The following is a 26386-nucleotide window of genomic DNA, read 5'->3' as shown; positions in this document are numbered from 1 at the left end:
ATAAAAAAAATAGATGCTTCAGTTTTTTTCAAAATATAAATTTTTAGCGGTGATACTTTTTGTGTTGTCGGCAATTATAGTTTCTATCATATATTCAATTCTGAAACCAAATAGAACATTGCCGATATATGAACCCGAAATGGTGAATTCAGAATTGGTAGATAGTACAGTTCAATATATACGCAAATACCATAAGATTGCAGATTTCAAGCTGATCAATCAAAATGGAGAAACGGTAACCCAGGAAAACTATAAGAATAAAATCTATGTAGCCGATTTTTTCTTTACGACATGTCAAACCATTTGTCCCATTATGACCGATCATATGAAAGAGATTCAGGATAGATTGAAAGAGGATAACGATGTTTTGCTTCTTTCGCATAGTGTAACACCTAAAATTGATAGTGTAGCCCGATTAAAAAAATATGCGATCACTAAAGGAGTCGATGATGCTAAGTGGAATTTAGTAACCGGAGACAAAAAGCAAATCTACGACTTGGCAAGAAAATCGTATCTGGCAGCAAAATCTGATGGTGATGGAGGACCTTATGATATGGTGCATACCGAGAATTTTGTTTTGATAGACAAAAAGAAACGAATCCGAGGTTTTTATGATGGAACCAATCCTGAGGATATTGACCGATTACTCGAAGATATAGAGGTTTTAAAAAGAATAAGTAAGTGATGTAAGTCTAGTTCTGTTCTAATATTGTTTTATTTTAAAAATTTAGCTTTTTGGTCACGAATTTTTATACTATTTTTGCCTTGTTTAAAATTAATCTAAATAAAAACTTGAAGACTACAATTGCTTCTCTAAAACGAGGTCAACGGGCCTTAATTAAAGAGATCACATCAGATATCATTCCGCTTAAATTACTAGAAATGGGATGCTTGCCAGGTAATGAAGTAGAATTACTTCAAACAGCTCCTTTCCAATGTCCGATGTATCTTAATGTAAATGGTAGTCATCTAGCAATCCGTAAAGAAATTGCAGCTCAGATCGAAGTTCAAATTATTTACTAGCAATTTTTTTATGGCCAAGCAAATTAAAGTTTCACTTATAGGAAACCCCAACACCGGAAAAACGTCTGTTTTTAATTTGCTCACCGGACTTAATCAACAAGTCGGTAATTACCCAGGAATTACGGTAGAAAAAAAAGAAGGGATTTGTAAACTATCTCGAGGAGTCAAAGCACATATTCTTGATTTGCCAGGCACCTACAGTCTCAATGCTTCTTCATTAGATGAAAATGTAGTGATCGAATTGCTTCTCAATAAAAAGGATAAAGATTTCCCCGATGTAGCTGTTGTAGTAAGTGATGTTGAAAACCTAAAAAGAAATCTGCTTCTTTTTACACAGATCAAAGATTTAGAAATCCCTACTATTTTGGTGATCAACATGGCAGATCGTATGAATAGAAAAGGGATTTCATTAGATATTCCATTATTAGAAAAAGAGCTTAATACCAAAATTGCTTTGGTGAGTGCCCGCAAGAAAGAAGGAATCGATGAGCTTAAAAAATTGATAGAATCATATGCATTATTACCTAAATCGCCTTGTGTAAATGCATTGTCATTTGCGCCTGACTATTTTGAGAGATTGCAAAAAGCTTTTCCAAATCAATCATTATATAAACTTTGGTTGGTCATTACGCAGGATGTCAACTTCAGGAAATTTGATAAGCAAAGTAATACTATTGCTCCTGATTTTAAGATTAAATCTGAAAGTGAACTAAAACGACTTCAACAAAAAGAAACAATTAAAAGGTACCAGTTTATTAATAACGTACTTAAAAAAGGGCTAGTTGTTGATGAAAAAGCAGCCACAGGAATGCGGGCAAAGTTGGATAGGGTGCTTACGCATAAATTCTGGGGATACTTTATTTTCTTCGGAATTCTTTTATTAATATTTCAAGCGATTTATGATTGGTCATCGTACCCGATGGATTTGATCGATGAAGGATTTGCATGGTTAAGTGAAGCTACAAGAATGGCGCTTCCGGCTGGTCCTTTTGTAGATCTTATTACCGAAGGTATTATTCCTGGATTAGGGGGGATTGTAATTTTTATTCCGCAGATCGCTTTCTTGTTTCTATTTATTTCTATTCTCGAAGAAAGTGGTTATATGAGTCGTGTAGTTTTTCTAATGGATAGAGTCATGCGACGTTTTGGGTTGAGCGGTAAAAGTGTAGTCCCACTGGTATCGGGAACTGCATGTGCAATCCCTGCTGTAATGGCGACAAGAAATATAGAAAACTGGAAAGAAAGATTGATCACGATTCTTGTGGTTCCGTTTACAACCTGCTCAGCTAGATTACCAGTATATCTAATTATTATCGCTCTCGTTATTCCTGATGAAAAAGTAGGGTGGATATTTAGCTACCAAAGCCTTACGTTAATGTTTTTATATTTTCTTGGTTTTGGAACCGCTGTTGGATCGGCATGGTTGCTTAATAAAATGCTGAAAATCAAAAGCAAATCCTATTTTGTAATCGAAATGCCCGGATACAAAGTGCCATTGTTTAAAAATGTGGCTATTAATGTGGTAGAAAAAACAAAAGCATTTGTATTTGGCGCCGGAAAAATCATTTTAGCAATATCAATCGTTTTATGGGTTTTAGCAAGTTTTGGACCTAACGAAAATTTTAATAATGCAGAGCATATAGTGGCTAGTGCAAATACCAATCTTCCTCAGGAAGAAATAGATCAGAAAATAGCATCTCATAAGTTAGAGTACTCATTTATAGGATATGCAGGAAAGGCGATAGAACCAATCGTTGCGCCTTTGGGGTATGATTGGAAAATAGGAATTGGGATTATTAGTTCTTTTGCAGCCAGAGAAGTTTTTGTAGGAACTTTAGCAACGATCTATAGTGTTGGGAGTGATGAAGAAGAAACAATTAAGAATAGAATGGCTGCCGAGGTAAATCCGATTACTGGTGCCCCGTTATTTAATCTGGCAAGTGGTATTTCTTTGTTATTATTCTACGCATTCGCTATGCAATGTATGAGTACCCTAGCTATCGTAAAACGTGAAACTAACAGTTGGAAATGGCCAATGGCCCAACTGGTGTTTATGAGCGCATTGGCATATAGTGTAGCACTTATTGTATATCAAATTTTAAAGTAATAAACTTAAGTTTTTGTACTTTTGTAAGACTTAATAGCTATGAACATTATAATTCAAAACATATTAGTTCTTCTGGTATTTGCAGTAGCAATAGGATTTTTAATTAGAAAATTCTTTCTAAAGCCCTCTGTCGTGGCATCAAAGAAAAAAACATTAGATTCTTCTTGTGGTACATCTAATTGTGGATGCCACTAGGGATTTGATTTTTTTAACCATAGTATTGGCTTGCTGCTAATCAAAAATACACCCACAAAAATCAAGATACAGCATAGAAGTTTAACCAGTGTAATATCACCTTTGTACTGACTATCTACAACAATATATGACACTAGAGCGACCAGTAGCATGGCCACCGCAGGTTGTACATAAATATAACTACTAGAAACAGTAGGTTTTACATATTGCAGGGCAAACATGTTTAATAAATACGCTAAAAAAGTGGGGCCAATCACTACATAGAATAAAGAAACCCAGTTGATGGTGGCAAAAGATGAAAAGTCTGTATGTATCAGTTTTTCTATACAAAATGGAAACATGAAAATAAACCCAAATAAGAACGTCCACACAATTACGGTAATGGGCTTATACTTTGACATTAATGGTTTTATAATTACTAAATAGAACGCAAATGCCAGGGCATTAATAAACACGAAAATATTTCCTTTTAAAGACCCAGTGCCAAGGCCAGAATTACCCAAATAAATTAGTAGAGCAGCACCAGTACCCCCAATAGAAATTCCTAAAATGCGCTGTACCGTAAATGGTTCTTTAAGTAAAAATCGACTTATGATTACTGTAAAAATAGGCATGGCAGTAATAATAATTGCAGCATCAACGGGAGAGGTTAGACTTAATCCATTCATAGAAAAGAACTGGTTGGTTGCTACTCCCAACAAACCGCATAAAGCTAGGCGAGCAAGATCTTTTCGTTCTACCTTTTCTTTGATAAAAATTTTAAGAATCAGAAATAAGAGGCCCGCTCCACTAATACGAAGAAATACCAAAGCCGAAGCTTCTATTTTATGAGGCATCAAACCTTTGGCAACTAAATAATTTGCACCATAAATCATATTCACGCTCAATAAAGCCAGGTGCGCTTTTGTCTTGTTAGAGATCATAAAATAAAGTAAGAATAGAAGATCTGATTCATGAGATAAAGAATGATTTATTTAATGAGTAACTCTAAACAATATTCTTCTTGGATAATAGGTTTTTCTGATAAGGGATAAGGACTTATAGTGTATGCATAAATTGTTTTTTCTTTGGTGACTAATACCTCTTTTGTGTTATTAGGGTTAATAGCTTTTGCTCCAAAAACAAGCTCTTTTTCTTCTTTTAGAATTCCATCTTCATAAAGTTCAATACTTGCGGTGGCTTGTCCGGCCCAAATACAAGTAACATCAGAGGGGCATCTAGAATCTTCTATTACTTTTATAAATTTTATACGCTTAGAATTAAAATCGGCAGAATCTCCAACGTTGAGTTTTACGATTGTTTTTTGAGAATCAACTTTGATTGATTCTTGCGCGGTTAGCTCAATAAAGGGTGCAATAAGTAAAAGTAAAAGGAGTGCGTGTTTCATTTTTTGAATAACAGAAGTTAAAGATATATAAAAAAGAATTCTAAATAGTTCTTAATATATTCAAATTACTGAATTTTCGTTCTATATTTAGTCCTTGAATATGCAAAAATACGACTACATAATTACCGGCATGGGTGCTTCAGGCTTGATGCTGGTTTATCATATGATTTTAGACCCTTTTTTTAATCAAAAACAACTATTGCTGGTCGACAAAGAAATTAAAAATCAAAATGATCGCACTTGGTCCTTTTGGGAGATTGGTAATGGAACTTGGGATGAGATATTGAGCAAACAATGGACTAACATTTACTTTGGGAGTACTGATTTTTCAAAAAAAATAGAAATTTCTCCCTATACCTATAAAACCATTAGGAGTAAGGATTTTTATAGCTTTGTTTTAGATGCGATAAAAGGAAAATCAAATATTACTATTGTTCATGAGGAACTAATTTCGGTAACAGATGATAAAGGGAGTGTAAAAATTGAAACCGATCAACAGGTGTATCTTGGACACAAAGTCTTTAATAGCATTTTGCTTTCTGCTGCACATAAAAATCAGAAACAATACCCCGTTCTTAATCAACATTTTGTTGGATGGTTTGTAAAAACTAAAACCTCTTCATTTGATGCCGAAACTGCTACTTTTATGGATTTTAAGGTGGCTCAAAATGGGAATACCAGATTTATGTATGTATTGCCTACTTCAGAGACAGAGGCGCTTTTTGAATATACTCTATTTTCTGAAGATCTTCTGGAGGAACAAGAGTATGAAGATGAGATTGTGAAGTATTTAAAGGAAAAAGGAATTGAAGAGTATCAAATCGTAGAAAAAGAACGAGGATGCATCCCAATGACAAGTTATGAGTTTAGAAAGAAGAACACCAAAAACATATTGAATATAGGGACTGCTGGTGGTTGGACAAAGCCCAGTACAGGATTTACATTTAATATTTCACTTAAAAATACCCAAAAACTTATTGAGTTTTTGAAGACCAAAAATGACCTTTCGAAGTTTGGAAAAAGAACCAAGTTTTGGTACTATGATTTATTGTTCTTGGATGTTTTGCATAAAGATAATGGAATAGGCGCTACCTTATTTTCTAAATTATTTAGAAAGAATAAAACCACAAAAATTTTAAAATTTTTGGATGAAGAAACGACATTTCTTGAAGATATAAAAATTACCACTAGTTTACCCTGGGGGAGGTTCCTGAAAGCTCTTTGGAATAGAATTTTTTAATGTTTATTTTCAACTAACAACTAACAACTAACAACTAACAACTAACAACTAACAACTAACTTATTCCTCTTTCGTTTTTAATTTGGTCATAGGCTTTTTGCACTTCTCTAAATTTGGCTTCGGCACCTTTGATATGTATTTCATCCATATGCTGAATTTTATCAGGATGATATTTTTTTGCCATGGTTCTAAACGCTTTTTTTACCTCAGCATCAGTTGCAGTTTTTTCAATCTCAAGAATCTTATAAGCATGATCGCCAGTTTTAAAAAACATCGCTTTAATACTCTCAAAGTCTTTAAAATTGATGCGTAAAAATCCGGCAATTTTACCAATTTCTTCAGCTTCGGCATTGCTAACGCTTCCATCGGCATTGGCTATTCCAAACAAAAAATGAAGAATTTGTAATCTAGAAGGATAGCGCGTATGTTGATTAATATACATGCATATATGAGGTGCAGAAACATGCCTGTTTTTGATAATTTCGTTAAATGTCCTAAAGGTTGCATTAGCGCGTTCCTTGCCGTAAGCACTCACAAAATATCGTCTCACATAATCCAATTCAGTCTGATTCACTCTTCCGTCTGCCTTAATCACTATAGACGATAGCGATAGTAAATTGAGCTCAAAATCTGCAGGAGTCACTTTTTCTTCTTGCGAAAACACATTCTTAAAACCACCACTAGTTTTAATTGTGGTCGAATCAAGGAGACTTCCTAATATAAAACCCAGTATAGCACCGGGAAATCTAAAAAACACATATCCTAATATGGCAGCAAACCATTTAATCATTCAAAACAATTTTTTTGGGTTGTAAAGATAACCGAAAAATATCATGAGATACATTTTGGCTATGTTTTAATTAGACAACAAACTAATGTGTTTGTTACGATAAAAAAATGATAAAGTTAGTTAAATGATGATTTTACGACTACTTGTCAGTTGCTGTGATGTGGTACATAATTTGTACCTTTGCACAAAATTGTAATAAAAAAATAAAAGAAATATGTATCCAGCAGATTTAGTTAAACCAATGCGTGAAGATCTTACCAATGTAGGTTTTGATGAATTGCAAACAGCCGAAGCTGTAGAAACGGCTATTGCCAAAGAAGGGACTACTCTGGTAGTTGTTAACTCGGTATGTGGTTGTGCTGCAGCCAATGCACGTCCGGGAGCAAAAGCTTCATTAAATAATAATAAAAAGCCAGACCATATCGTAACTGTTTTTGCGGGAGTTGATAAAGAAGCAACCGATAAAGCTAGAGGGTTTATGGTTCCGTTTCCTCCATCGTCACCGTCTATGGCACTATTCAAAAACGGAGAATTAGTGCATATGCTAGAACGTCACCATATTGAAGGAAGGCCTGCAGAAATGATAGCAGAAAATCTTATGGATGCTTATAACGAGCATTGCTAAAAAGTAGGTAGTTTTTATGCTAAAAAGAAATCTAAACCGTTTGTCTGTACAAGCGGTTTATTATTTTCATAAAATATTGGTTTACTTGAAATAATGTAAGACCTTGCGGTACTGTAACACAAGTCAAATTTAATAATTGTTAAAAGATATAATGGGGGCCATAAAAAGGATATTTTCATATCCGCTTTCAGTAATTTTCTATTTGTTGTTCGTATTAACACTATTGATTTTTCAACCGTTGCAGTGGTTAGGAGTACATCTAGGAGGAGCAAAAGCACATCGAGGAGTAATAAATCTTATGAACCTCTGTTTATTAAGATGTTTACATGCTTTAGGAGTAACATTTAGTTTTAAAAACGAACATGAGTTGCCAAAGGAACGATCTTTAATTATTGTTTCTAATCATCAAAGTATGTTTGATATTCCTTTAATATCTTGGTATTTACGCAGGCATAAGCCAAAATTTATATCTAAGATCGAATTGGGTAAAGGAATGCCGAGTGTTTCATATAACTTAAGGCATGGAGGACATGTTTTAATTGATAGAAAGAACCCAAAGCAATCGATTCCTGCGCTATCCAAATTTGGAAAATTTATTGCCGAGAATAATTTTTCAGCTGTTATTTTTCCCGAAGGAACTAGAAGTAGAGATGGGAAACCAAAAGAGTTTGCTCCTACGGGATTAAAGATTTTGTTTAAAAATGCTCCTGATGCCCTTGTCGTTCCGGTTACTATTAATAATAGCTGGAAATTGGTGAAATATGGTAATTTTCCTATGGGAATAGGAATACATTTAACTCTTGAGGTGAAAGAACCTATAGAAATGAAAGAATTTGAACCACAAGAACTATTAGACATAATTAAAAGAAAAGTAGTCTCAACTATAATAACATAAATACACAAGTCATGGCTTTAGATAACATTAGATTAGAGGTAATGCAATTGCTGGAAAAGAAAATTGAATCGTTTATCGATAAATTTTTGATTCCGATTGATAAAGTATGGCAGCCAACCGATTTCTTGCCCAATTCTCAAAATGAAGATACCTTCTTTGATGAGGTAAAAGAATTAAGAGAGTTAGCAAAAGAACTTCCGTACGATTTTTGGGTAGTTTTAGTTGGTGATACTATAACCGAGGAAGCATTACCAACATACGAATCCTGGTTGATGGATGTAGAAGGAGTAAATCAACATGAAGATGGTAAAGATAATGGTTGGGCCAGATGGGTTCGCTATTGGACTAGCGAAGAAAATCGTCATGGGGATACCCTAAACAAATATTTGTATCTGTCGGGAAGAGTAAATATGATCGAAGTAGAAAGAACTACACAACATCTTATTAACGATGGTTTTGATATAGGTACCGATAGAGATCCGTACAAGAATTTTGTATACACTAGTTTTCAGGAATTGGCAACTAACATTTCGCATAGCAGAGTAGCAAAAATGGCTAAAGACTACTCTAACAAGTCATTAGCCAAAATGTGTAAGATTATTGCGGGTGATGAGATGCGCCATTATAATGCATATAGCGAATTTGTAAAAAATATCTTTGAAGTAGATCCTAGTCAAATGATGGTTGCTTTTAGCGATATGATGAAGCATAAGATTGTTATGCCTGCTCATTTTCTTAGAGAATCTGGTGACGCAATTGGGACTGCTTTTGAAGAGTTTTCTAATGCCGCTCAGCGATTAGGAGTATATACTTCTCAGGATTATATTGATATCATGCAACGTTTGATCGACAAATGGGAAATAGACAAATTAAGTGACCTTACCGATGAAGCAGAGAAAGCACGTGATTTTGTCATGAAATTACCAGCTAGAATGCAAAGAATTAGTGAACGACTAGTAATTCCTGAAGACGTTTTCGAATTTAAATGGGTACAACCAGCTTTGATAAAATAAATTGAGTTGGATATGACTGAAGAACAGATTATATCTCAAACAATCGATTTTGTTAAAGAAAAGTTAGCTGGAGCTGAAGGGGGACATGATTGGTTTCACACTCAGAGAGTGTTTAAAAATGCTCACTCAATTGCAAAAGAGGAAGAAGTCGATCTTTTTGTAGTTTCTCTAGGGGCATTACTACATGATATTGCCGATTCTAAATTTCATAATGGTGACGAAACGGTAGGTCCTAAAGTCGCCAAAGAATTTTTAGAAGGGATGCAAGTTGAAGGAAGTATTATCGAGCATGTAATCAATATCATCGAGAATATATCTTTCAAAGGCGGAAATGTAAAACAAAAATTCAAATCTCCAGAACTAGACGTTATACAGGACGCAGATCGATTAGATGCAATTGGTGCGGTAGGGATTGCAAGATGTTTTAATTATGGTGGCTTTAAAAACAGGGCATTGTATGATCCAGAGGTAGCTCCTAATCTTACCATGAGCAAAGAAGAATATAAAACCTCTACAGCACCAACAATTAATCATTTTTACGAAAAGCTATTACTGCTTAAAGATCGAATGAATACCAAAACAGGGAAGAAAATTGCTCTGCAAAGACATGACTATATGGAAGCGTTTTTAGAGCAATTTTATAAAGAGTGGGAAGGGGAGTTGTAAAATGTATTAGGATCTATTTTTAGTTCCTTCCCCTAATTAAGGGGAAGGTGTCTTGCTTTTTGGCGAGACGGAAGGGGTGTTATATACTGTTGAAATTATTTTTGATCTCTTCTAACACAGATGTAAGATAATCAAAAACCATGTGATTCTCGAACCTAATTACTTTAAAACCTAAATTTTCCAACTTTTGGTCTCTTTTATTATCTTTTTTCTTGACCATTTAGACTCATGTGAGGTTCTCCATCTAATTCAATAATCAATTTTTCTTTTGCACAGTAAAAATCAACAATATAGTTTTTGATACTATGCTGCCTTCTGAACTTTCTTCCTTCTAATTTTCTATTTTGAAGATATTTCCATAAAAATGCCTCGGCTGGGGTTAGATTTTTTCTTAATTCTTTTCTGTGATTTTTTAATTCTGGTTTGTTATGTGTTTTTTCGCTCATCTTTCTTGCGTTGTCTACCCTTTCCGGCCCCTAATCCGGGGCCACCTTTCCCTAGCGAGGGAAAGGAACTTTTAAAGTAGGATTTTTAACTAAAATAACCTCATTTGCCCATCTTTATACTGCTCATGCATATCGCAGTTTAGTACTATTTTTTCAGGATTTGGAAGGTATTTTTTCCTGGCCAATTCAAAAAGTTGATGAATTTGTTTGGCAATAGTACCCGTGCCACTCATTCTTCTTCCAAATTCGCTATCATTAAGATTACCGTTATGACATTCCATGATTTGATGAAGGATTTTGTCCTTGCGATCGGGTAGAGTGTTCTCTAACCATTTCGTGAAGATACTTCCAATGGCTCCATTTAATCGTACGATTGTATATCCTACACTTTTTGCACCACGTTTGGCTATTTCTTCAACCAAAGGTAATATTTCGTGACTATTTATAGACGGAATAATAGGTGCCATCATCACATTTGTTGGAATTCCTGCTGTGTTTAATTTTTCAAGTGTTTCTAAACGCTTTTTTATACTTGCTGTTCTGGGTTCAAGAATTCTTCGGGTTTCTTCTTTTAAAGAAGTGATAGATAGAAAAACAGAGACCAGATTATCCTTAGATAATTCAGAAAGAATATCAATATCTCTTTGGATTAAAGCATTTTTGGTGATTATTCCAACGGGATGTTTGTACTTTAGAAAAAGCTGCAATAATTGCCGTGTGATTTTGAGCTTTTTTTCAATAGGTTGGTAACAATCGGTATTTCCCGAAAGCGAAATTGGGTAGGCTTTCCAGTGTTTACTACGAAGCTTTTTTTCTAACAATTCAGCAGCATTTTTTTTCACTAAAATCTTACTTTCAAAATCCAAGCCTGCACCATACCCCCAATACTCATGAGTATTGCGAGCATAACAATACACGCAACCGTGTTCACACCCTTGATACGGATTTAGAGAATACATCATTCCGACATCGGGACTCGTAACTTTATTAACGATGGTCTTTGGAAATGTTTCAATAAAAGTGGTTTGATGCCTGTCGATTTGCTCTCCTTCTTTTTGGCAATAATTTAAGAAATCATCACGCATTTCATAATGATTTTCAGAGAATCTATTATGCACTTTTTCCTGTGCACCCCTGCCTTTAATGTGGTTTTGTGGTTTCATGAGTACGGTTTTTTTACGGTTTAAAAGTAAAACTTTTGTTGGAATATTTCCTATTAAAAATGGAATATTTCCAAATAAAGAAAGTAATTTTGTATAAGTAGTTCTTGAGAAAGAGAATTAAGTCAGTTTTAGGTTAAAAAAAATAAGTCAGTGATGAGAAATAATAGCTATGAGTATGATGTTGCGCTCTCTTTTGCGGGAGAGAATAGGGCATATGTAGAGGAAGTTGCAAATAGCCTTAAAACGAAAGGAATTAAAGTGTTCTATGATTTGTTTGAAGAAACAAATCTATGGGGTAAAAACCTGTATGAATACTTATCAGAGATTTATCAGAATAAAGCAAGGTACACCGTCCTGTTTATATCTGGTTTTTATAATCAGAAATTATGGACTAATCATGAGAGAGTTTCGATGCAAGCGCGTGCGTTTCAAGAAAGTCGGGAGTATATCTTACCAGCAAGGTTTGATGATACAGAAATCCCAGGTATTCTTAAAACGATCGGGTATATCAATCTTCAGCAAAAAACGCCAGAAGAATTAGCCACTTTGATCGAAAAAAAATTAACAAAAGATCAAACGTTTTTTAGAAGACGATGGTCGAAACTCTCTACTATGATTAGTACCAAACCATTTATCTTTTCAATTAAGATTGTGGGTCAGAATGAAAAATTAATTAAAAATGCCAAAGTGGTGTTAGTCGCCAATAATTCTACGTATCTCGAAGGGCATTCTGACGAGAAGGGACTAGCTCATTTTATCATACGCACTCGTAAATTGTATACGGTGCTTATTGCGCATCCCGAATATCCCGCTGTGATGTTCAAGAACATAAATCCAAAAGAAGATATTGAAGTTACTATAGAAAAAACAAAGGGATCAGGATCCACAATTATTAATAAATCGGGGCAGATTGCCGGAATTAAAGGTAAGTTAGAACCTATCATAAAACCGGGTAAAGGATTAGCCTTGTATGCTGATAATATTGCAATTGAAGGCGGTAAGAATCAACCCTGTGATTTTGAGTTAAATAAATCTATATGCTTAGAAGATAATGGTGGAAATATTTTACATTTAACCTTCAGATTCTTTCAAGGAAGGATTGCTTTAGTAGATTATAGTAAACACAAATCATCTTAACATATGAAAAAGGTACTTATCTTTTTAAGCTTTGCTTTGTTTTTTGCATGTAAAGAACAACCAAAAGAAACAGCAGAAACAACAACTCAGGATGTTGCAAAAGAAGAACATCAAAAACCGGCTAATACCTTTGGTATTGTTATTCATGGTGGTGCGGGAACCATTCTAAAAGAAAATATGACTCCAGAAAAAGAAACGACCTACAAAGCCAAGCTTGAAGAAGCCATAAAAACAGGTCATGCAATTCTTAAAAATGGAGGTACTAGTCTTGAAGCAGTAGAAAAAACTATCAATATTCTAGAAGATTCGCCATTATTTAATGCTGGAAAAGGAGCCGTTTTCACCTATAATGAAACCAATGAATTAGATGCTTCTATTATGGACGGAAGTACTTTAAACGCAGGTGCAGTAGCAGGGGTCTCAACCGTAAAAAATCCAATTAACTTGGCAAAAGAAGTAATGCTTAATTCTCCTCATGTTTTACTTTCTGGTAGAGGGGCAGAGCAATTTGCCAAAGAAAGAAATCTTGAGATAGTAGATCCTGGGTATTTTTATACCGAAGATCGAATGAAAGTTTTGAAAAGAATTAAAGATAAACCCAATCATGCAGATTCAAAAAGTGCAACATCTTTTTATGATCCAATAATCAAAGATTCAAAATTCGGGACGGTGGGTTGTGCTGCATTAGATAAACATGGTAATCTGGCCGCAGGAACATCGACAGGTGGGATGACCGCAAAAAAATGGAATCGTATAGGTGATTCTCCTATCATTGGGGCAGGAACTTATGCTAATAATGCTACCTGTGCAGTATCAAGTACAGGCTGGGGTGAGTACTTTATACGAGGTATGGTAGCCTACGATATTTCTGCAATGATGGAGTATAAAGGGATTTCACTAGAAGAAGCATCAAAAGAAGTGATTCAAAACAAACTTACTAATCTTGGAGGTACTGGCGGGATAGTAGCTATAGACCATAAAGGTAACGTCTCGATGGAGTTTAATACCGCCGGAATGTATCGGGCAACCATGAATGAAGCAGGTGAATTGACTATTGGTATTTATAAGGAGTAATTGTACACCCCTATCCTTTCCTCAGCTCGCCCACAACGATGTTATGTCGTCCTCGAGGGGATAGTTTACTACGAAATTGATATAATTGTCCCCTTTAGGGGACCAAAAGGGTGTTTATAGTTTTTTAATACAAAATTTATACGTTGACCAAAGAAAGAAATCAAATCATCCCATACAATACAGGACTAAAAGAGAAAGCTAGATTTCTAAGAAAAAATAGTACCCTTCCAGAGGTTATATTATGGCAAAGTATTAAAGGCAGAGCCTTGGGAGTTCAATTTCATAGACAAGTACCCATGTTACAGTATATTGTAGATTTTTATTGTCATGAAATTGGTTTAGCTATAGAAATTGATGGTAATAGTCATGATCATCAATTTCTATATGATGCAAAAAGACAAGATAAGATTGAGAAGTATGGGGTTACTTTTTTAAGGCTTACAAATCAAGAAGTGAAATCTAATATTCAAGATGTATTAATAGTGATTGAAGCCAAAGTCAAAGAATTACTTGAATAATTCTAAAGTTTCTTGAAGATCTTTATTAATTGAATCTAATGTCCCCTTGAGGGGACCACAGGGGTGTTATTATAGATCGATTTAAAGAGGGGCTAAAGGAATGTGCATTTGCTTTATGTAAAAACGCGGTTTTCGAGGGGTTACTAATTCCAAAAATATCTTACATTTATAAAGTCAACTAAATCCAATCCTTTTTATGCGATTATCACGAATTCTCTATGTGTTACTTTTTGTAACCCTTATATCCTCATGTAAGAAAAAAGATGCCCGAGCTCTCGCCGAAGCCAATGCCTCAGAACTTAATAAATACCAAGATTATATCTCAGATGTTTCGACAGGTGTGATTTCGGTCCTTGATAATGTGTACGTGGTTTTACAAACCCCTGTAGAAGGCTGGGATGATAACCAAGAGTTATCAAAAAAACTACTTACCGTATCTCCTAGGGTAAAAGGGAAAGTGATTGCGGTAAACAATCGTACCATTTCTTTTCAACCCGAAGAAGGATTCGAAGAAGATACGCAATACACATTTACGCTTGATCTCGAAGATTTAGTAAAAGATCTAAAAGACGATCTGGATGAAGAATTTGTGTTTGGTGTTCAAACACTTAAGCAACAATTCTCGGTACTTACCGAGAATCTTCAATCCTACAGCAAAGATTGGCAATATATAGATGGAACATTAACATCTAGTGATCAATTACAATTTGAGATTGCTAAACAATTAGTAACCGCTTCACAAAAAGGAAAAAATCTATCGGTTACCTTTGGTGAATCTATTGATAAAAGTCGTCAGTTTAGTTTTAGAATCGATAGTATTCAGCGTTTCGAAGATGATTCTGAAGTAGAAATCAAGTGGTCAGGCAAAAAATTTGATATCGATACCCAAGGAGAGGATGTTTTATCTATTCCGGGGAAGAATAACTTTTCTGTGATTAGTGTGTCTGTAGCCAATGTTGACAATCAATATGTAGAGATTAATTTTTCTGATCCACTTAAGAAAAACCAGAATTTTAATGGTCTGGTTACCATTTCTGGAGCCAATAATCTAAAATATACGGTAAATGGAAATGTTTTAAAAGTATACCCAAAAACAGAACTTAAAGGAAATTTAGAAGTAACAGTATTTGAAGGAATACGAAGTACAGATAATTATAAATTAAAAAACACCTATTCTGAAACCATATCATTTCAGCAACCAAAACCAGAAATCAGGTTATTACAAAGTGGTGTTATTTTACCAACATCAGATAATCTGAAATTCAATTTTGAATCCATAAACCTGCGTGCCGTAGAAGTACAAGTGGTAAAAGTGTTCGAAAACAATGTGCTTCAGTTTTTGCAGAATAATAATCTAAATGGCTCGAGTAACCTAAGAACAGTAGCTAGGCCAGTAGCCAAAAAGCTGATTAATCTTCAGGAAAACGCTTCATTAAACTTAAGCAAATGGAATGCCTTTTCCATCGACTTAAAAGAGTTGATCAAGCCAGATCCAGGAGCAATTTATCGCATTGAACTCAATTATCGAAAAGCATATTCACTATACAAATGTGAAGGAGAAAAAGGAGATGATACAAAGATTGATGAGCTTGCAGAAAATTATGAGGACGAGGAAGAGGCTAGTTTTTGGGATACTTCGCAATACTATTATGAGGATTACTACGGCTATAATTGGCAAGAAAGAGACAATCCTTGCAGTACTTCTTATTTTAGAGAACGAAAAGTAGCAGCAAATGTACTTGCTTCTAATCTAGGGGTTGTGGTCAAAAAAGGACTTAATCATTCGTATATGATAGCGGTGAACGATATTGTTACTACGAGCCCCGTCTCGAGCGCTAGAATTACTTTTTATAATTATCAACAACAAGAAATGGGGGTGGCCACCACCGATGCAGAAGGAATGACCACTTTTGATGCTGATCGCCCGGCATACTTTGCCATTGTGGCCTCAGGAAAGCAACATACTTATGTAAGGCTTAATGATGGTAATTCGCTTTCTGTAAGCAAGTTTGATGTTTCTGGTGTAAGCCTCCAAAAAGGAATCAAAGGATTTATATATGGAGAACGTGGGGTGTGGCGACCTGGCGATACGTTGTTTTTATCTTTTATGCTTAATGATAATGCCAATAAACTTCCGAAGGGACATCCTGTGAAGTTCGAATTAAGAGATCCTTATGGAAAGGTAATCCACCAGGAAACTAAAACCGAGGGGACTAATAATTTCTACAAATTTGAAGTCAATACTTCAAACGAATCACCTACCGGAAACTGGCAGGCAAAGGTAATTGTTGGGGGAGCTAGTTTTACTAAAACTCTCAAAATAGAAACTATAAAACCAAATCGCCTAAAAATCAAAACTACGTTCGAAGATGGGGTGCTTGGCTCCAATAAGAACATTAAAGGGAATTTAGAAGTATTATGGCTGCATGGTGCAATAGCAAAAAACCTTCAGGCCGATATTAATGTTAGATTTAGTCCAACACAAACTAGTTTTAAAACCTTTCCTGGGTATATTTTTGATGACCCTACTCGCCGTTTTGGTACCGAAGAACAAGAAATATTTACTGGACAAATCTCTGGCGAAGGAAAAGCAAGCTTCAGCTCAACACCAAAGCTGCAAAGTAAAGCTGCAGGGATGCTTAAAGCTTCTTTTATCACCAAAGTGTATGAAAATGGAGGTGATTTTAGTACCGATGTTATCTCAAAAGACTATTCGCCCTATGCAACCTATATTGGGCTCAACGTCCCAAAAGGAGATAAAGCCAGAGGAATGTTGCTTACCGATACAAAACACAATTTTGATATCGTTTCTGTAGACGAAAAAGGAAACCCAAAAGCGGTTAAAGATTTAGAAGTATATGTGTATAAAGTCGATTGGAGATGGTGGTGGGATACTTCAGAAGATAATCTATCATCATACAATCGCGGATCGTATCATAATGAAGTGTATAAAACGAAGGTAACAACGAATAACAATGGTAAGGCTAATTTCAATTTTGAATTAAAATATCCCGAATGGGGAAGATATTTGGTAAGAGTTGTGGATCCTAATGGAGGCCATGCTACCGGAAAAACAATGTATATAGATTGGCCGGGTTGGGCAGGAAAATCACGTAAAAATGATCCATCAGCCGCAACGATGTTGTTATTTTCTACCGATAAAAAAACGTATGATGTTGGCGAAAAAGCAATTGTTACGTTTCCTTCTAGTGAAGGAGGGAGAGCTTTAGTAACCGTAGAGAATGGTACCGAAGTATTATTTTCTCGTTGGGTTACGCCACAAAAAGGAGAAACCAAATTCGAATTGCCGATAGAGGAGTTGTATACGCCTAATATCTATATTCATATTACGCTATTGCAGCCACATAGCTCTACGGCTAATGATTTGCCAATACGGTTATATGGTGTGGTGCCAATTCTGGTAGAGGATTCAAATACGAAGGTGCAACCCAAGCTCACGATGCCCGATGTATTAAGACCAGAAGAGACGATTACCCTAAAAGTTGGAGAAACTAAAGGAAAAGCAATGACCTATTCCATTGCTATTGTAGATGAGGGATTATTGGATCTTACACGGTTCAAAACTCCAAACCCATGGACTAGTTTCTATGCACGTGAGGCTTTGGGGGTAAAAACCTGGGATGTATATGATGAGGTGATTGGCGCCTATGGCGGAAGAATTAATCAGGTATTTAGTATCGGTGGAGATGCCGAAGCAGGAGGTAGCAAATCTAAAAAAGCCAATCGTTTTAAACCCATGGTAGTGTTCAAGGGTCCCTTTGAATTGAAACAAGGAGAAACGCGTTCACATCAAATCAAAATCCCTAAATATGTAGGGTCGGTGCGAACGATGATTGTAGCTTCAGATGCTGATAATGCTGCATACGGTAGTACAGATAAAACCACTCCGGTACGTAAGCCGCTTATGGTGTTAACTTCGATTCCTAGAAAAATTACTCCGGGCGAGAAAGTTACCATTCCGGTTACCATTTTTGCCATGGAAAAAAAGGTGAAAAATGTAAATGTTACTCTAAAACCAAACAAAGGGTTTAGGGTAGTTGGAGAAACTCAAAAAAACCTTTCCTTTTCTCAGCCCGATGAAAAGATGGTTTATTTTGATATTGAGGTGCTTGAAGGTGCGACTATTACCGATATTGAAGTCGTTGCAAGTGGTGGGGGCGAAAAAGCTTCATACAGAGTGCCTATCGATATTATGAACCCAAATCCAATGACTACAGAGGTAACTTCTATTATTATAGAGCCCAATGGTCAGCAAGAAATAGCTTTTTCAAGCTTTGGGATAGAAGGAAGCAATAGTGCAACGATCGAAATGTCATCGCTACCACCCATGAATTTTGAAAGTAGACTGAGTTATTTGATCCGATATCCACATGGATGTGTAGAGCAGACAACTTCAGCTGCGTTCCCACAATTGTATTTAGGAGATATATTCAATTTATCTTCAGAACAACAACATAAAATTCAAAAAAATATTGAAGCCGCTATCTATAAATTAAAACGATATATTCAACCTAATGGCGGATTGTCGTACTGGCCCGGATATAGTAATCCTAATGACTGGGGGACTACCTATGCAGGTCATTTCTTACTCGAAGCAAACAAAAAAGGATATGTATTACCCATTGGTTTTAAAAGCAGTTGGATTAACTACCAGCAGCAGCAAGCAAAAAGATGGCGTAGCGGGGGCAATGATCTTGCTCAGGCGTATCGTTTATATACTTTGGCATTAGCGGGTAGTCCTGATATGGCCTCTATGAATCGTTTACGCGAAACTTCGAATTTATCCAATGATGCCAAATTAAGATTAGCAGTTACTTATGGTTTGATCGGTCAAACTTCTGCTGCTCAAAAATCACTAAATTCTGCTACTATTAATTTTCAACCCAGAAGAAACCATTATTATACCTATGGCTCTGTCAATCGTAATCGGGCTATGGCATTAGAAGCCTTGGTTACATTAGGTCAAAAAGCCAAGGCGCAACAAGTTGCTGTAGATTTAGCCAAAGAATTATCTTCTAGAAGTTGGATGAGTACACAGACTGCTTCGTATGCCTTGATGGCTATGGCAAAATATGCTGTCTATGTAGGTGGAAAAGGAGTGGATGTAAAGTATACCTTAAATGATAGATCTACGAGTACCAAAACCAACAAAACGTTGGCTACTTCGGGAGAATTGGTAATCCTAAAAGACAACAAACTTATTCTTAAAAACAATAAGGATAATACCATTTTTATACAATTGGTCACTAGTGGTATCCTTCCGGTAGGGCAAGAAAAAGTAATTCAAAGCAAATTTAAAGCCATTGTAGATTACAAAAGTCGCGAAGGAAAGGTTATTAATACAGTTCAGTTATCCCAGGGAACCGACTTTGTAGCCGAAGTAACCATTACCAATACGACAAGCAACAAAGTAAAAGATATTGCTCTGACTGAGATTTTTCCATCAGGATGGGAGGTTGTTAATACCCGATTTACCGATTTTGGATCGTTTAAAGCCAATAAAACTAATCATACAGATATTAGAGATGACCGAGTAAATTTCTACTTTGATTTAGAACCTAAAGAAAGTAAAACCATGACCATTTTACTCAATGCATCCTATTTAGGGAAGTATTATCTGCCAGGTATCCAATGTGAAGCCATGTATGATAATGAATATTTGGTGAGAACCAAGGGGAAATGGGTTGAAGTGGTGAAGTAGATTTGAAGTAGTTAGTGGTGAGAGGGTAGTTTTTAGTGAGTAAGTCTTTGAGTAATGGAGAAAATTCCCTCCTTGAGGAGGGTTAGGGAGGTGTTTTTAGAACTATTTGTACTGGATCCATTAGGTAGCGAATAAAAAAGATTAATCAATTTTAATGAAGTATACTGTTATAACCAAACAACTTCCGAATGCTTTAGAACTTCAGAGGCTGTTTCGACAAACCAGTTGGGCCAACGCTAGATCAATTGAAGAAATAGAGCTTCTGTTGCAGAATACAACAACCTATGTTGTAATTAGAGATAATGATCAACTTATTGGTTTTGGTCGTGCCATTTCTGACGGAGTATATCGTGCAATGCTAGATGATATTGTTGTTGATGAAGACTATAGAAAGAAAGGTGTGGGCAAGTTTATTGTTAAGAAATTACTAGACGTACTTGATGGTGTTGAGCAGGTTTTTTTGAATACAAAACCTGATTTAGAATCGTATTACGAGGCTTTAGGTTTCTCAAAAACTAAAGGAGTAACAATGCATTTATAATTTTGAATTTAATGATACTTGAACAAGCAATTTTATATATAAAACCAAGACAGTCAGCTGCTTTTGAAAAAGCATTCGAAAAGGCTCAAAACATAATCTCTTCTATGAACGGATATATCCGTCATGATGTTTTGAAGTGCATAGAAGAAGAAAATAAATATTTACTTCTTGTTGAATGGAAAACGCTTGAAGATCATGAAATTGGTTTTAGAAAGTCTGAGGAATATCAAGAGTGGAAAAAGTTACTGCACCATTTTTACGATCCTTTTCCGGTTGTGCAGCATTATCAAGGCTTATGATACAGTAAAAAGTACAGAAAAGGATGTGATTATGGTGTAAATCTATACCTGTGTTATCTTTAGTTTTGATATCAAAATTTTTATGATGGTATTAAAAAATCAAGACATGAATAAAAAATATATTGCTGAAATCAATCTAGCAAAAATGAAAGCCCCTCTAGACTCCCCAATATTAAAAGAATTTGTTGACTTTCTTGAGCCAATTAATAAACTGGCAGATGAAAGTCTTGGATTTGTTTGGAGATTAAAAGATGATGAAGGCAATTCTTTTGCAAGTACGGCATCTCAATTAGAAGATGACATGATACTTGTGAACATGTCTGTTTGGAAAGATCTCGAAGCACTCAAGAGCTATACTTACGATACAGCCCATAGTTATTTTGTGCGAGCTGGTAGAAAATGGTTTAAAAGAATGAAAAGTCCTCATGTGGCTTTGTGGTGGGTGGATCACGATCAGATACCAACGGTTGAAGAAGCATTGTCGAAAATAAAGTTAATCGAAAAACATGGGCCAACTTCTGAGGCTTTCAATTTCAAGCAAGTATATAATAGCATGGGAGAAGAAATATAAGTTTACTATATTTATGTATAAGTGAACGAACTAATATATCGCCAGGAATATGATATTTAAAAAAGCTGAAGAAAAAATACCAACGTATCATCTATATGGAGATAAGATCGGAAAGAATGTGGCTTCATTTTATAATATCGGGCGGCTTGAAGAACGATCAGAAAAATCAAATGTGCATCACCCACATAGACATCTTAACTTATTTCAAATTATATGGGTAACAGATGGGGTTGGTAATATCATGGTAGATGAAAAAAAATATGAAATGCGAAAGGGGACGCTTTTCTGTATCAGCCCGGGAGTAGTGCATGCATGTGAAAATTCTACTGATTTTAAAGGATTTGTGATTCATTTTTCTCCAGATGTTTTATTGTCACAAAAAGAAACGTTTTCAGGTTTTAAAACTATAGATGGCATAATCCATGACAAATTAGTAGTAGTCAAGGCTAATAAAACTGAACAGAAGAAAATCAATACTATTATCTTAGATATCTGGAGTGAAAGCGATCAAGAGTACATCAAGAAAGACCGTATGATCAGTTCTTATTTGAATATTTTAATGATACAGGTACAACGTCAGCTTCATAGTATACAAGATGTTGGTTTAGATAGATCAAGTACTATTATTGTAAACTCATTTAGAGAGAAAATAGAATTACATTATAAACAAGAAAGAAGTGTGGCATACTATGCTTCTCTGTTGCACATAACTCCAACCTATCTGAATGATACGGTTAAAAAAATAACAGGAAAAACAGCAGGAGAACTGATTAGAGAACGAATTATTCTCGAAGCTAAACGACTTCTTATCTTTAGTACTCTTAGTACTTCTGAGATTGCCTTTGAATTAAGTTTTGAAGATAATGCATATTTCTGGAAATTTTTTAAAAAATACGTTTCCATTTCTCCAAAAAAATTTAGAGATAAAAACATATAATAAGTCAATTATTTTATAAATATAACTCCTACAAACCAAAACTTTTCTTACATTTATAGGGCACACAAAGACCAACTTACTATGAAAACACCCTTCTCTAAAAGGGCGTTTTTTGTCTTCATGTTTTTTACTCATGAATGGCTAAAAACCCTCTCCTCAATTTGGCAATCCAACTATTGTATACCATTAAAAAGAGTAGATTATGACAACATCTAAGGATATTCCGATAGTACGTGGCGGACTTCCTTTTTTAGGTCATGCACTACCTTTTATGAAAGCTCCTATTCCTTTTTTAAAAAAAGGGTATAAAGAGCATGGAAATATATTTTCTATGAAGCTTCCTGGTCAAAATGTTGTTGTGATGCTTGGTCCTGAGCATAATAGCTTTTTTTTTGGTGAAACAGATAAGCTGCTTTCAGTTCGAGGGGCATATCCATTTTTTCAAAGAATGTTTAACAAAGAATTTTTTGCCAATGCAAAATTTGAGGATTATAAGATGCAGCGAGATATTATTTTACCTTGTTTTAAGGCAACAGTAATGCCCAATTATATTGACATCATGGTGCTCGAAACGTTTGCTTTTATGGATAAGTTAGGAGAAAATGGAACATTTGATCTTACTAAAGAGTTTGGCCATTTGGTAATGAATATTGCATCGCATTCCTTTTTTGGAAAGGATTTTAAAGAAAAATTAGGAGATTCTGTTTTTGATGATTTTAGGGACTTTGCAAAAGCAATTGATCCTGTTTTACCTGGATGGTTGCCAATTCCCAAATTTAAAAAAAGTAAAAAAGCAAAACAAAAGCTAGCAAAAAATGTAATTTCATTGATTCAAGATCGAAGAAAAAACCCAATAAGCCCACCAGATTTCTTACAGACATTACTAGAGTCAAAAAATAAAGATGGTAGTCCAGTTTCAGATATACTTCTGAAAGATTTGATTGTATTGCTGGTTTGGGCTGGGCATGAGACGACCAATGGTCATATCAGTTGGGCGCTAATACATTTGCTTCAAAACCAGGAGTATTTACAATCGGTGATCAAAGAACAACAAGAAGTTTTTGGGTCTGCTCCAAAATTCACAATGAATGAAGCAAAAAAATTAAAAAGAATCGAATGGGCTATCAAAGAAACTGAGCGAATGCATCCTGTGATTCTAGCTATTATTAGAAAAGCAAAAGATTCTTTTGAACATGATGGATTTATTATACCAAAAGGGAGTATGGTTTATTTGTCACCGTCAGTATCACATAAATTACCAGATGTTTTTTCAAATCCCGAGCAATACGATCCTTTACGATTTTCTAAAGGAAAACAAATAAAGAATAGTCTTATTGGTTTCGGGGGAGGTATGCATAGATGTACGGGAATTAACTTTGCGTATCTTGAAATGAAAGTAGTTTTAACATTGCTATTGCAACACTATGATTTTGAATTGCTTAATTCAAAACCTAAACCCGTAAAAGGAATTCAGATGAAATGGCCAGAAAGCCCTTGTATGATTCGATATTCTAAAAAGAAAAATGCACCTAAACTTAGTAAAGCAGAATTTATGAAAACCGAATTAGAACAGGTATGCCCGTATCAGCGATAAAGGAGTTGATCTCTTTTATAGTGTTCAATTTTGATCCTTAATGGGCATGATTACCTAGTTTTTTAAGGATGGCAGCCCTAAGGTCAATTTTATTCAGTGGTTTATTAATAAGATCATTCATTCCTGCATGCCTACATTCATCTTCGACTTCACTTAGTTCTGCAGCTGTTAAGGCTATAATTGGAATTTCGATATCAAATTCTCTAATTTTTTTGGTAGCCTTTAAGCCATCCAAAACAGGCATATTTATATCCATAAGTACTAAATCAAATACTTTTTCTTTTAGAATTTCTACTGCTTCCAATCCATTTTCTACTATGGTACAATCACAGCCAATAGTTTTTAGTAAATTTTTGGTAACCAACTGGTTGATTTTATTGTCTTCAGCAACGAGTATAGTGTAATTTAGTAAGTTGTTACTTTCCTGGTTCATAGAAGTATCGCTTTCGTTGTTTAATTGAGCCGAAATCTTTAGTTCTAAATCGAAATAAAAGGTAGTACCAATGTTTTTATTACTTTCGAAGTGAATGGTACCATTCATCATTTGGACTAAGCTTCTCACAATAGACAACCCTAAACCTGTACCTTGCTTATTATCATATACACTGCCTACTTGAGAAAATTCTTCGAATATATATTCTTTTTGATCATCGGGGATACCAATACCAGTATCTTCAACTTCAAACCTGAGACGGACTTTTTTAGAATCGATTGATCGCAATTGAATACGGAGCCAAATTTTTCCGTTTTTGGTAAATTTTATAGCGTTTCCTATTAGATTAATTAAAATCTCTGATATTCGTAATGGATCTATGTCAATTGCCTTAGGAATATTGTGATTATACTCTAATATCAACTCGTTTTCCTTTTCTGCCGATTGATAATCAAAAGATTGCAATATGTTTTTTGATAAAGAAAACAGGTTTGTTGGTGTTATGGTTAGATCGGTTTCTTCAGAGTCTATTTTGCTTATTTTTAATACTTTATTTACCAAATTGAGCAAATAGTCCGCAGAAATTTTTAAAGAGCTTAAGAGTTTTTTATCATTTTCTGAGTGATTACTGTTTTCTAATAAAAGTGCCGAGATTCCTATAACTCCATATAAAGGGGTTCTAAGCTCATGACTAATAGTAGATATAAACTGAGATTTAATTTTACTCAACTTTTCTGCTGCAGACTTCGCTTCGCCTAATTCTATGTTTTTGAGTTGCAAAATTCTACTTGATTTCTTTTTAGATTTATATCCGCGGTAGTAAAAAAAGACAACTCCAATTAATAAAAGAAGTCCCGCCATAGAAATATATATAATCGTTTTATTGTTTTTATCGATATCAAGTAGTAGCTTTTTCTCTCTTTTGGCGGCTTCTAACTCTTTCTCATATTCGTCAACCTTGAATCTTATTTTTGTAATCTCTTGATTTTTTACTCTAGCATTCTCAAATACTTTACGCTCGTTTTTTTGTAATTCTTTAAGATCATTTATGGCATTAGGATAGTCTTTGATATCTTGATACATTTCTGATCTATATTGATAAAAATAGCTTTTGCCTTTTAACCAATATTGTTCTTCTTCTAGTAGTTTAAGTGTTTTTTCAAAATTTTCCTTAGCATCTGCAATCTCACCTTTATGCGCAAAATATCGAGCTCTCAAAAGATATAGAGAACTTCTGCCAAATTGTATGCTATCGGGAATAAGCTTGTCAATACTGTCAGCTTCTTTAAGATAAGGAGCCGCCTCATCAAATTTACCTAAATCCATATAAGTCCAAATCAAATTATTCAGAGGAATTAGATAATTGTTAATATGAACCTTATGTTTTGCTAGTTCTACTCCTTTTTTATAATAAATCAATGCATTTCGATAATCTCCATTATCGTCATAGTATATATTGGCGAGACCCTGTAAAATATAGGGTAATAATTTTTTGGACTCAGTTTTTTCGGAGTATTCCAATGCTTTTAGCATTTGTGCTTTAGCATTTTTATAGTCAATAATTTCATATTGAATGGTTCCCATTGCAAAATAAGCATGAGATAAATAATGATTATGATTAAGTTCTTGAGCATAAGTAACAGCTTTAAACGCGAGTTCTAAAGCTTCGTACATGTTATTTTCTGTTCTTAATTTTTGAGAATTTCTTAATAACATATCCAGGCTATCTATTTTTACATAACCAGGATCATTTTGAGAATAAATGAACGGGCATAAGACAAAGATTGATATGAAAAGAACGATTTTTTTCAACACCCAACAATTTTTAGATAAAAATGCAAATAAAGTCTCTATCATTTAATAATAATAGCCCCAAATTGATAACATTTTTTGTGTTTAGATTCCTTACTTTTTTCAACAGAATAGAGAAAAAAAATTAATCCATTGTTTTTAAGAGTCATATAATTTAACAAAATTTTTAGAATTAATGGTAAAACATTGAAAAAATTA

General features: G+C 34.7%; 24 protein-coding genes. 17 read left to right on the top strand and 7 right to left on the bottom strand.

Going from position 1 to position 26386, the window contains the following annotated elements:
* The first annotated feature begins 13 nt into the window (after positions 1–13).
* The 3 genes from ABW637_RS01855 (at position 14) to feoB (ending at position 3130) form a co-directional block, all read left to right on the top strand.
* On the top strand, positions 14–685 hold the full coding sequence (locus ABW637_RS01855; protein WP_367582927.1) for an SCO family protein: 672 nt from the start codon (positions 14–16) through the stop codon (positions 683–685).
* Between the two features lie 107 nt (positions 686–792).
* A complete protein-coding gene (locus tag ABW637_RS01850) occupies positions 793–1023 on the top strand; it encodes a FeoA family protein (RefSeq protein WP_367582926.1) in 231 nt (76 codons plus the stop codon).
* 10 nt (positions 1024–1033) lie between these two features.
* Entirely contained in the window at positions 1034–3130 is a 2097-nt protein-coding gene (gene feoB, locus ABW637_RS01845; protein WP_367582925.1) for a ferrous iron transport protein B, read from the top strand.
* A 191-nt stretch (positions 3131–3321) separates the two neighbouring features.
* On the opposite strand, the gene ABW637_RS01840 is transcribed toward feoB, so the two are convergent.
* A complete protein-coding gene (locus tag ABW637_RS01840) occupies positions 3322–4248 on the bottom strand; it encodes a DMT family transporter (RefSeq protein ID WP_367582924.1) in 927 nt (308 codons plus the stop codon).
* A gap of 47 nt (positions 4249–4295) precedes the next feature.
* Positions 4296–4712, bottom strand: a complete 417-nt coding sequence (locus ABW637_RS01835) for a hypothetical protein (protein ID WP_367582923.1) — start codon at positions 4710–4712, stop codon at positions 4296–4298.
* A gap of 100 nt (positions 4713–4812) precedes the next feature.
* Here ABW637_RS01835 and ABW637_RS01830 point away from each other — a divergent pair, with 100 nt between their 5' ends.
* Positions 4813–5952, top strand: a complete 1140-nt coding sequence (locus tag ABW637_RS01830) for a lycopene cyclase family protein (RefSeq protein WP_367582922.1) — start codon at positions 4813–4815, stop codon at positions 5950–5952.
* A gap of 55 nt (positions 5953–6007) precedes the next feature.
* Here ABW637_RS01830 and ABW637_RS01825 read toward each other — a convergent pair whose 3' ends face one another.
* Complete coding sequence (locus tag ABW637_RS01825; protein WP_367582921.1) at positions 6008–6742, bottom strand: TerB family tellurite resistance protein; 735 nt, start codon at positions 6740–6742, stop codon at positions 6008–6010.
* Positions 6743–6956: 214 nt separating this feature from the next.
* Between ABW637_RS01825 and ABW637_RS01820 the strand changes: the two genes are divergently transcribed.
* The 4 genes from ABW637_RS01820 (at position 6957) to ABW637_RS01805 (ending at position 9941) form a co-directional block, all read left to right on the top strand.
* On the top strand, positions 6957–7367 hold the full coding sequence (locus ABW637_RS01820) for a BrxA/BrxB family bacilliredoxin (protein WP_367582920.1): 411 nt from the start codon (positions 6957–6959) through the stop codon (positions 7365–7367).
* A gap of 151 nt (positions 7368–7518) precedes the next feature.
* Positions 7519–8262 (top strand): lysophospholipid acyltransferase family protein, encoded by a 744-nt coding sequence (locus ABW637_RS01815; protein WP_367582919.1) that lies wholly within the window; start codon positions 7519–7521, stop codon positions 8260–8262.
* Positions 8263–8273: 11 nt separating this feature from the next.
* Complete coding sequence (locus tag ABW637_RS01810) at positions 8274–9275, top strand: acyl-ACP desaturase (protein WP_367582918.1); 1002 nt, start codon at positions 8274–8276, stop codon at positions 9273–9275.
* 12 nt (positions 9276–9287) lie between these two features.
* Entirely contained in the window at positions 9288–9941 is a 654-nt protein-coding gene (locus tag ABW637_RS01805; RefSeq protein ID WP_367582917.1) for an HD domain-containing protein, read from the top strand.
* A gap of 79 nt (positions 9942–10020) precedes the next feature.
* Here the strand turns inward: ABW637_RS01805 and ABW637_RS01800 are convergent, their stop codons facing one another.
* The 3 genes from ABW637_RS01800 to ABW637_RS01790 all read right to left on the bottom strand — a co-directional run bounded on the left by ABW637_RS01800 (position 10021) and on the right by ABW637_RS01790 (position 11550).
* Complete coding sequence (locus ABW637_RS01800) at positions 10021–10161, bottom strand: DUF559 domain-containing protein (RefSeq protein WP_367582916.1); 141 nt, start codon at positions 10159–10161, stop codon at positions 10021–10023.
* Entirely contained in the window at positions 10142–10387 is a 246-nt protein-coding gene (locus ABW637_RS01795) for an endonuclease domain-containing protein (protein WP_367582915.1), read from the bottom strand. The genes ABW637_RS01800 and ABW637_RS01795 overlap by 20 nt, the downstream gene beginning before the upstream one ends.
* Positions 10388–10476: 89 nt before the next feature.
* Positions 10477–11550, bottom strand: coding sequence for a PA0069 family radical SAM protein (locus ABW637_RS01790; protein WP_367582914.1), 1074 nt, complete (start codon positions 11548–11550; stop codon positions 10477–10479).
* 153 nt (positions 11551–11703) lie between these two features.
* Here ABW637_RS01790 and ABW637_RS01785 point away from each other — a divergent pair, with 153 nt between their 5' ends.
* From ABW637_RS01785 to ABW637_RS01745, 9 genes are all read left to right on the top strand, one after another.
* A complete protein-coding gene (locus tag ABW637_RS01785) occupies positions 11704–12687 on the top strand; it encodes a toll/interleukin-1 receptor domain-containing protein (protein ID WP_367582913.1) in 984 nt (327 codons plus the stop codon).
* 3 nt (positions 12688–12690) lie between these two features.
* The gene (locus tag ABW637_RS01780) at positions 12691–13761 is read left to right on the top strand and encodes an isoaspartyl peptidase/L-asparaginase family protein (protein WP_367582912.1); all 1071 of its coding nucleotides are present in this window, start codon (positions 12691–12693) and stop codon (positions 13759–13761) included.
* A gap of 143 nt (positions 13762–13904) precedes the next feature.
* A complete protein-coding gene (locus ABW637_RS01775) occupies positions 13905–14279 on the top strand; it encodes an endonuclease domain-containing protein (protein WP_367582911.1) in 375 nt (124 codons plus the stop codon).
* Positions 14280–14475: 196 nt separating this feature from the next.
* On the top strand, positions 14476–20001 hold the full coding sequence (locus tag ABW637_RS01770) for an alpha-2-macroglobulin family protein (protein ID WP_367582910.1): 5526 nt from the start codon (positions 14476–14478) through the stop codon (positions 19999–20001).
* 154 nt (positions 20002–20155) lie between these two features.
* Positions 20156–20542, top strand: coding sequence for a GNAT family N-acetyltransferase (locus ABW637_RS01765; protein ID WP_367582909.1), 387 nt, complete (start codon positions 20156–20158; stop codon positions 20540–20542).
* A gap of 11 nt (positions 20543–20553) precedes the next feature.
* A complete protein-coding gene (locus ABW637_RS01760; RefSeq protein WP_367582908.1) occupies positions 20554–20841 on the top strand; it encodes an antibiotic biosynthesis monooxygenase family protein in 288 nt (95 codons plus the stop codon).
* 82 nt (positions 20842–20923) lie between these two features.
* Positions 20924–21412: a DUF3291 domain-containing protein gene (locus ABW637_RS01755; RefSeq protein ID WP_367582907.1), complete on the top strand. Its 489-nt coding sequence runs from the start codon at positions 20924–20926 to the stop codon at positions 21410–21412.
* A gap of 49 nt (positions 21413–21461) precedes the next feature.
* Complete coding sequence (locus ABW637_RS01750; RefSeq protein WP_367582906.1) at positions 21462–22349, top strand: AraC family transcriptional regulator; 888 nt, start codon at positions 21462–21464, stop codon at positions 22347–22349.
* A 202-nt stretch (positions 22350–22551) separates the two neighbouring features.
* A complete protein-coding gene (locus ABW637_RS01745; RefSeq protein ID WP_367582905.1) occupies positions 22552–23943 on the top strand; it encodes a cytochrome P450 in 1392 nt (463 codons plus the stop codon).
* Between the two features lie 37 nt (positions 23944–23980).
* Here the strand turns inward: ABW637_RS01745 and ABW637_RS01740 are convergent, their stop codons facing one another.
* On the bottom strand, positions 23981–26188 hold the full coding sequence (locus ABW637_RS01740) for an ATP-binding protein (RefSeq protein WP_367582904.1): 2208 nt from the start codon (positions 26186–26188) through the stop codon (positions 23981–23983).
* Positions 26189–26386: the final 198 nt, after the last annotated feature.

The sequence above is a fragment of the Aquimarina penaris genome, assembly GCF_040786285.1.
GTDB lineage: Bacteria > Bacteroidota > Bacteroidia > Flavobacteriales > Flavobacteriaceae > Aquimarina.
The sequence above is the reverse complement of the archived record's forward strand: the minus strand, read 5'-3'. Positions and strand labels throughout refer to the sequence as shown.

Excerpts from the sequence above, each read along its gene's own strand:
- ABW637_RS01785 (WP_367582913.1), top strand. The coding sequence starts at position 11,704 with ATGAGAAATAATAGCTATGAGTATGATGTTGCGCTCTCTTTTGCGGGA.
- ABW637_RS01755 (WP_367582907.1), top strand. The coding sequence starts at position 20,924 with ATGATGGTATTAAAAAATCAAGACATGAATAAAAAATATATTGCTGAA.
- ABW637_RS01745 (WP_367582905.1), top strand. The coding sequence starts at position 22,552 with ATGACAACATCTAAGGATATTCCGATAGTACGTGGCGGACTTCCTTTT.
- ABW637_RS01815 (WP_367582919.1), top strand. The coding sequence starts at position 7,519 with ATGGGGGCCATAAAAAGGATATTTTCATATCCGCTTTCAGTAATTTTC.
- ABW637_RS01805 (WP_367582917.1), top strand. The coding sequence starts at position 9,288 with ATGACTGAAGAACAGATTATATCTCAAACAATCGATTTTGTTAAAGAA.
- ABW637_RS01820 (WP_367582920.1), top strand. The coding sequence starts at position 6,957 with ATGTATCCAGCAGATTTAGTTAAACCAATGCGTGAAGATCTTACCAAT.
- ABW637_RS01830 (WP_367582922.1), top strand. The coding sequence starts at position 4,813 with ATGCAAAAATACGACTACATAATTACCGGCATGGGTGCTTCAGGCTTG.
- ABW637_RS01770 (WP_367582910.1), top strand. The coding sequence starts at position 14,476 with ATGCGATTATCACGAATTCTCTATGTGTTACTTTTTGTAACCCTTATA.
- ABW637_RS01825 (WP_367582921.1), bottom strand. The coding sequence starts at position 6,742 with ATGATTAAATGGTTTGCTGCCATATTAGGATATGTGTTTTTTAGATTT.
- ABW637_RS01800 (WP_367582916.1), bottom strand. The coding sequence starts at position 10,161 with ATGGTCAAGAAAAAAGATAATAAAAGAGACCAAAAGTTGGAAAATTTA.
- ABW637_RS01835 (WP_367582923.1), bottom strand. The coding sequence starts at position 4,712 with ATGAAACACGCACTCCTTTTACTTTTACTTATTGCACCCTTTATTGAG.
- ABW637_RS01765 (WP_367582909.1), top strand. The coding sequence starts at position 20,156 with ATGAAGTATACTGTTATAACCAAACAACTTCCGAATGCTTTAGAACTT.
- ABW637_RS01810 (WP_367582918.1), top strand. The coding sequence starts at position 8,274 with ATGGCTTTAGATAACATTAGATTAGAGGTAATGCAATTGCTGGAAAAG.
- ABW637_RS01790 (WP_367582914.1), bottom strand. The coding sequence starts at position 11,550 with ATGAAACCACAAAACCACATTAAAGGCAGGGGTGCACAGGAAAAAGTG.
- ABW637_RS01760 (WP_367582908.1), top strand. The coding sequence starts at position 20,554 with ATGATACTTGAACAAGCAATTTTATATATAAAACCAAGACAGTCAGCT.
- ABW637_RS01855 (WP_367582927.1), top strand. The coding sequence starts at position 14 with ATGCTTCAGTTTTTTTCAAAATATAAATTTTTAGCGGTGATACTTTTT.
- ABW637_RS01795 (WP_367582915.1), bottom strand. The coding sequence starts at position 10,387 with ATGAGCGAAAAAACACATAACAAACCAGAATTAAAAAATCACAGAAAA.
- ABW637_RS01750 (WP_367582906.1), top strand. The coding sequence starts at position 21,462 with ATGATATTTAAAAAAGCTGAAGAAAAAATACCAACGTATCATCTATAT.
- ABW637_RS01780 (WP_367582912.1), top strand. The coding sequence starts at position 12,691 with ATGAAAAAGGTACTTATCTTTTTAAGCTTTGCTTTGTTTTTTGCATGT.
- ABW637_RS01840 (WP_367582924.1), bottom strand. The coding sequence starts at position 4,248 with ATGATCTCTAACAAGACAAAAGCGCACCTGGCTTTATTGAGCGTGAAT.
- feoB (WP_367582925.1), top strand. The coding sequence starts at position 1,034 with ATGGCCAAGCAAATTAAAGTTTCACTTATAGGAAACCCCAACACCGGA.